The following is a 6481-nucleotide window of genomic DNA, read 5'->3' as shown; positions in this document are numbered from 1 at the left end:
CCTCCCCAGGGCCCGCGCCAGTACGAAATCCGGCCGCACCGGCGCCTACGCCGCGCCGCGGGCAAGGCGCGGCGGGCATGAAAATGGCCTCGCAACCCGCGTCAATACTGGTTGTGCCCAAATAACAACGACGGCGGGAGGGTCCGCTTTGTGCGGTAAGATTGGCTCAATCAATTCGATGGAGCGTTATCGTGAGTGATACTCAGACCCCCGTAACCGGCGCCACGCCGGACCTGCGCACGCTGACCCACGTGGCTTACGGCCTGTATGCCCTGGGCTTCATCACCAGTGGTTTCCTGGGTATCGCGACGCTGGCTTCCGTGGTGCTGATGTACCTGAAGCGGTCGGATGCCGCCGGCACTGTCTATGCCTCGCATTTCGACTGGCTGCTGCGCACGTTCTGGTGGGCGCTGCTGTGGCTGGCCATCAGCTTCATTGCCACGCTGATCTTCATCGGATGGGTGGGCGTGGTGGCCACGGTGGTGTGGGTGTTGTACCGGCTCATCCGCGGCTGGTTGGCGCTGCTCGAAGGCAACGCTCCCACTTCCTACGCCTGACCGGCGTTCTTCACCGATCCAGACAGGCCGGCGCCTTGGCGCCGGCTTTTTTTCGTCCCGCGGTCCCATCCTGGTCCGATGATCCGAAACCGGGCGTTGGAGGCTGGTGCGGGTAAATCGCGCATAAGCGTGAAATACGCGCGAATCAGTAAGCAGGGCAACCGGCCAAGATCTTGATTTCAAGGGGGTTTGGCTGGGACGGGCACATGGCATGGCTTTTGCATGAATGAGGAGGCCACGCGCCGCGTGGCATTCCCCGCGTGGCATTTCTTTTACCTGAGCCAGACATATGCCTTCTTTGAAAATCATTTGTCCCAATGGGCACCTCGGCTTTGCGCCGCTGCGTGTCGAGAGCTTCCGCGCCAGCGTTCAGGCCGGGCCGGATTACATCGCGGCCGATTCCGGCAGCGACGACGTGGGCCCCGTGCCGCTGGGGTCGGATACCTCCACCAGCCCCGAAGCCTGGCAGCGGCATGACCTGGAGCAGATGCTGCTGGCCGCGCGCGAGCTGGGCGTGCCCATGATCATCGGCTCGGCCGGCGACACGGGTTCGAACAGCCGGGTCGACCTGTATGTGAGCATCATCAAGGAGCTGGCGCGCAAGCACGGGCTGGCGCCGTTCAAGATCGGCTATTTCTATTCGGAAGTGGACCCGGCTTTCGTGCGGCGCAAGCTGCGCGAAGGCCAGACCGTGACGGGCCTGGATGGCTATGCCGACCTGAGCGAGGCCGAGCTGGATGCCACCGACCGCATCGTGGCCGTGGCGGGCGTGCAGCCGTACCTGAAACTGCTGGAGGCCGGCGCGGACGTGATCATCGGCGGACGCAGTTCCGATGCAGCGGTGTTCGCCGCGCCGGCGCTGCATCACGGCTATGCCGCCGACCAGGCGTACTACCTCGGCAAGGTGCTGGAATGCGCCTCTTTCTGCGCCGAGCCGTACGGGGGCAAGGAGACGGTCATGGGGGAAATCAGCCACGACGACGTGTGCGTAACCGCCATGCATCCCGAGCAGCGTTGCACCGTGGCGTCGGTGGCGGGGCACGCCATGTACGAGCGCTCCAACCCCTACGAGGAGTTTTTCGCCGGCGGCCGGCTGGACATGCGCGAATGCCGCTATGAGCAGATCAGCGAGAAGACGACGCGCATCACGGGCTCGCGTTTCGTCCCCTCGGAAAAGATTACGGTGAAGCTAGAGGGATCGGGCAAGGTGGGCGAGCGCTATAGTCGGGCCAGCCCGAGCGACGAAGCGGCGCTCGCGCGCGCATCGCAGACGCTGCGCAACCAGGTGCGGCAGCGCGAACAGGGCTGCGTCGATGCCTTGCTGGCGCTCTACAACTTCCGCCCATCCGATTTTCATGCCGACACGCTGCCGCTTGCCGGCGAGCGCTGGAGCATGGACCTGTTCCATCCCCAGGCGCTCAAGGACATGGGCGTGCAGGTGGGCGTGGGCGCGGCCGCCGGCGCCATGGCCGGCGCGGCGGTCGACCTGCTGAGCGCGGGCCTGAGCCTGGGCACCGGCATGCTGATCGGCGCGGCTGCTGGCGGCCTGTGGCAGGGCGTGGAAAACTGGGCAGGCGCGTGGCGGGCAAGCTGCGCGGCTGGCGCGAAATCAGCGTGGACGATCCGGTGCTGCGCCTGCTGGCGCTGCCGCAGCGCCATCTCATCGAAGCGCTGGAACGCCGCGGCCACGCGGCGCGCGAGCCGCTGGAACCGGCGCATCCCGACGACGACGCCTGGCGCGCCGGACCGCTGCCCGATGCACTCAAGGAGGCGCGCAGCCGGCCGGAATGGTCGGCGCTGGGCGGCCATTACGAAGACAGCGAGCGGCGCAAGCAGGTGGCCGCCGAGCTGGCGCGCGCGCTCGCGGCCGACGCGCCGCACGCCGCCTGAATCCGCGCACATGCGCATCGCGGGCCGCGTCCGCACCCGCTTCGGCCGGCATCTCCCCCCGTACTAACCCCAATCCAAACCAATTGACGCTTAAACGAATGGCTCTATAAGATTCGTTCTGCGCTGGCGGGCATTGCCCGCCATGCTCGTCAAAAGGGGTTGGGTCTATCGTGAAGTCGAAGTCCTGCGAAGCCGTTTTTTGTATCGCCGCGCGCATGCCGCGCCGTGCCCCTGTCCGCTTTTCGTCGTAAGCAGCAATGCCATGCCCCGGCTCCAAACAGGGGCCCGGGCCCTATCCACTTCTGTCGCGCGCATCCGCGCATCATGGAGCACAGGGCTATGCGTACTACCCGATTCTTCAAACAAGCGGCGCTGGCGGCAACGCTGGCCGCCTCGCTGGCATTCAGCGGCGCGGCGGCGGCCAAGACCTTTCACTGGTCCTATCAGGGCGATGCCACGTCCATGGACCCCATGGCCCTGAACGAAACCTTCACGCTGGGTTTCCAGGGCAACATCTACGAAACGCTCGCCGGCTACGACGGCAACCTCAAGCTGGTGCCGCTGCTGGCCGAAAGCTGGGAAAACCCCGAGCCCACGAAATGGGTCTTCAAGCTGCGCAAGGGCGTGAAGTTCCACGACGGCTCCCCCTTCACCGCGGACGACGTCATCTTCTCCTGGAAACGCAGCCTCACGCCCGGCTCCGACATGAAGGGCTACGGCGCCAAGGCCTCGGACATCAAGAAGATCGACGACTACACCATCGAGGTCACCACCCCCACGCCCAACCCCATCCTGCCGCGCGAATGGGTGTTTCTCTACATCATGAGCAAATCGTGGTCCGAGAAGCACAACACCACCGAGGCCACCAACGTCAAGGGCGACAACCAGGGCAACTACGCCAACCTGCACGCCAACGGCACGGGCCCGTTCATGCTGGTGGAGCGCCAGCCCGACGTAAAGACGGTGCTCAAGCGCTTCGACGGCTACTGGGACAAGAACATCAAGACCAACATCGATGAGGTGATCTTCCAGCCCATCACGCAGGAAGCCACCCGCGTGGCCGCGCTGATCTCCGGCGAAATGGATGTGGTGCAGCCCGTGCCCGTGCAGGATTGGAAGCGGCTGGAAGACGCCAAGGGCGTCAAGCCCCTGACCGCGCCCGAGGCGCGCGCCATCTTCATCGGCATGGACCAGAGCCGCGACGAACTGCTGTTCTCGGACGTCAAGGGCAAGAATCCCTTCAAGGACCCCAAGGTGCGCGAGGCGGTGGTGCTGGCGGTGGACACCAAGGCCATCAACGAGAAGATCATGCGCGGCGCGGCCAAGCCGCTGGGCTCGCTGATCGCCACGTCCATCAACGGCTATGATCCGTCCTTCGGCGAGCCCTACAAGCCCGATCCCGCCCGCGCCAAGAAGCTTCTTGCCGAGGCCGGCTATCCGAAGGGCTTCTCCGTCACCATGGACTGCCCCAACGACCGCTACGTCAACGACGAGAAGGTCTGCCAGGCCGTGGCCGGCATGCTGGCCCGCGTGGGCATCAAGATCAACCTGCTCGCGCAGACCAAGTCCAAGTACTTCGGCAAGATCCTGCTGCAGGCGGGCAACCAGACCAGCATGTACATGCTGGGATGGACGCCGAGCTCCACCGACGCGCACAACTCGCTCCTGAACCTCGCCGCCTGCCGCGACGCCAAGACCGCGGCTGGGCAGTTCAACCTGGGCGGCTATTGCAACAAGAAGGTCGACGAGCTCACCGCCAAGATCGGCGTGGAAACCGACCAGGCCAAGCGCAACGAGATGATCAAGGAAGCCTTCGGCATCGTGCGCGCGGACTACGGCTACCTGCCGCTGCACCAGCAGCCCATGTCCTGGGGCGTGAAGGAAGGCATCCAGGTCATCCAGCGCGCCGACGACGTGCTCGACCTGCGCAACGTCGTCATGCCCTAGCGGCATGCCTCGCCCGGCGCGGGCCCGCCGCCCGCGCCGGTTTTCCGCCGGCCCCCGTCCGGCCTGGGAACGGCGCCCCCGACGCGGCGCCGGTCGCGCCTCCCGCGGGAGGCAAGAAAACTTGGGGCGTCCCGGTGTTTTCTTGAGAGGGCACCCGCACATGCTTTCCTTCATTGCCAACCGGCTGTTCCAGGCGCTGCTCGTCATGCTGACCGTGGCGCTCATTGCCTTTTCCATGTTCCGCTACGTGGGCGACCCCGTCGCGAGCATGGTGGGCCAGGACACCACGCCCGAGCAGCGCGAACAATTGCGCGAGCAGCTCGGCTTGAACGACCCGTTCGTGGTGCAGTACGCGCATTTCGTGGCGAACGCCGCGCGCGGCGATTTCGGCATTTCGTACCGCCATCGCCGTCCCGTGAGCGAGCTCATCGAAGAACGCCTGCCCGCCACGCTGGAGCTTTCCATCGTCTCGGCCGTGATGGCGCTGGCGCTGGGCATTCCCATGGGCATCTACACCGCGCTCAGGCGGCGCGGCGTGCTGTCCAAGGCCTTCATGGCGCTGTCGCTGGCCGGGATCTCGCTGCCGACCTTTCTCATCGGCATCCTGCTCATCCTCTTTTTCGGCGTGCAGCTGCGCTGGCTGCCCAGCTTCGGGCGCGGCGACGTGGTCAGCCTGGGCTGGTGGACCACCGGGCTGCTCACCAAGTCGGGGCTGCTCGCGCTCATCATGCCGGCCATCACGCTGGCGCTTTTCCAGATGACGCTCATCATGCGGCTGGTGCGCGCCGAAATGCTGGAAGTGCTGCGGGCGGATTTCATCAAGTTCGCGCGCGCGCGGGGCCTGCCCGAGCGGCTCATCAATTTCCGCCATGCGCTCAAGAACACCATGGTGCCGGTCATCACCATCACGGGGCTGCAGCTCGGCTCCATCATCGCCTTCGCCATCATCACCGAAACCGTATTCCAGTGGCCCGGCATGGGGCTGCTCTTCATCCAGGCGGTGAGCATGGTGGACATTCCCGTAATGGCGGCCTACCTGGTGCTCATCGCGTTCATGTTCGTGGTCATCAACCTGATCGTGGACCTCCTGTACTTCGCCGTCGATCCGCGGCTGCGCGTGCAGAGCAAATAGGCCGGACGGCAAAGGACTCCCCATGAACACCCGCATCGCCCCGTTTTTCGCGCGCGCCGCCGACAGCGACCTGTGGCACAGCTTCAAGCGCACGCCCGGCGCCGTCATCGCCGCCATCGTCACGCTGGCCATCGTCCTGGGCGCGGTGTTCGCGCCCGTGGTCGCGCCGCACAACCCCTTCGACCTGGCCTCCCTGAACATCATGGACGCCAATACGCCGCCCTCGTGGGAAGAAGGCGGCAGCCCGGACTTCCTGCTCGGCACCGACGACCAGGGACGCGACATTCTTTCCGCGGTGCTGTATGGCTCGCGCGTGTCGCTGCTGGTGGGCTTCGCGTCGGTGCTCTTCTCCATGGTGCTGGGAGTGTCGCTGGGCCTCGTCAGCGGCTATGCGGGCGGCCGCCTGGACAGCTTCATCATGCGCGTGGCGGACGTGCAGCTTTCGTTCCCGGCCATTCTCGTGGCCCTGCTGATCGACGGCGTGGCGCGCGGCATCCTGCCGCGCGACATGCATGACGAGCTGGCCCTCTACGTGCTCATTTTCGCCATCGGCATTTCCGGCTGGGTGCAGTACGCGCGCACGGTGCGCGCTCCACGCTGGTGGAGCGCAACAAGGAATACGTGCAGGCGGCCCGGCTCATCGGCATCGGCCCCTTCACCATCCTGCGCCGCCACATTTTGCCCAACGTCATGGGGCCGGTGCTGGTCATCGCCACCATCCACCTGGCCGTCGCCATCATCACCGAGGCCACGCTGTCCTTCCTCGGCGTGGGCGTGCCGCCCACCGCGCCGTCGCTGGGCACGCTGATCCGCATCGGCAACAGCTATCTGTTCTCGGGCATGTGGTGGATCTCGATCTTTCCCGGCATCGCGCTGGTGGCGCTGGTGCTGTCGGTGAACCTGCTGGGCGACTGGCTGCGCGACGCGCTCAACCCCAAGCTGCGCTGAGGAAGCC

General features: G+C 65.8%; 3 protein-coding genes and 2 pseudogenes. All 5 read left to right on the top strand.

Annotated elements, in window-relative coordinates; genetic code table 11:
* Positions 1-191 precede the first annotated feature (191 nt).
* The 5 genes and pseudogenes from AD428_RS08055 to AD428_RS08035 all read left to right on the top strand — a co-directional run bounded on the left by AD428_RS08055 (position 192) and on the right by AD428_RS08035 (position 6474).
* On the top strand, positions 192-557 hold the full coding sequence (locus AD428_RS08055) for a DUF4870 family protein (RefSeq protein WP_053244795.1): 366 nt from the start codon (positions 192-194) through the stop codon (positions 555-557).
* 289 nt (positions 558-846) lie between these two features.
* Positions 847-2447, top strand: a pseudogene (locus tag AD428_RS29370) (DUF3482 domain-containing protein).
* A gap of 339 nt (positions 2448-2786) precedes the next feature.
* Complete coding sequence (locus AD428_RS08045) at positions 2787-4394, top strand: ABC transporter substrate-binding protein (protein WP_053244794.1); 1608 nt, start codon at positions 2787-2789, stop codon at positions 4392-4394.
* Between the two features lie 160 nt (positions 4395-4554).
* Entirely contained in the window at positions 4555-5526 is a 972-nt protein-coding gene (locus AD428_RS08040) for an ABC transporter permease (RefSeq protein WP_053244793.1), read from the top strand.
* 22 nt (positions 5527-5548) lie between these two features.
* Positions 5549-6474 (top strand): annotated as a pseudogene (locus AD428_RS08035) (ABC transporter permease).
* Positions 6475-6481 lie beyond the last annotated feature (7 nt).

The organism is Achromobacter sp. DMS1 (genome assembly GCF_001270295.1).
This window is presented reverse-complemented; position numbering and strand designations above follow the sequence as displayed.

Bases quoted from the DNA above. Each gene is read 5' to 3' on its own strand.
- AD428_RS08045 (WP_053244794.1), top strand. From the start codon at position 2,787: ATGCGTACTACCCGATTCTTCAAACAAGCGGCGCTGGCGGCAACGCTG.
- AD428_RS08040 (WP_053244793.1), top strand. From the start codon at position 4,555: ATGCTTTCCTTCATTGCCAACCGGCTGTTCCAGGCGCTGCTCGTCATG.